At 58.4% G+C, this 257-nt stretch carries 1 pseudogene; it reads right to left on the bottom strand.

Annotated features, from left to right (window positions below):
* Positions 1–142 (bottom strand): annotated as a pseudogene (locus AC0L2F_RS35880) (chromate transporter); the annotation flags it as partial.
* Positions 143–257 lie beyond the last annotated feature (115 nt).

The raw sequence follows: 257 nt of genomic DNA on the forward strand, positions 1-257 counted from the left end.
CCCAGGTTCGATGCATCAGCCAGCCGATGTAGGTCGCCAACTGTTGAGCTTCTGGCCCCGGGAGCAGCATGCAGTAGTTCAGTGCGTGCAGGAATCTGCGCTCGGATATCCAGCGCCGGCGCTCTACCAACTCCTGGTGCATGATCGAGACTCAGGCAAACACTGAATTCATGGGGCTGCGGGATAGCAACCGACGACTCCACAAAGCCTTCGCGCTCAATGAAGGAAAACGATTGCAGGCTGCCGTCTGGTCGGGT

This window comes from Bradyrhizobium sp. Ken64, from assembly GCF_055807555.1.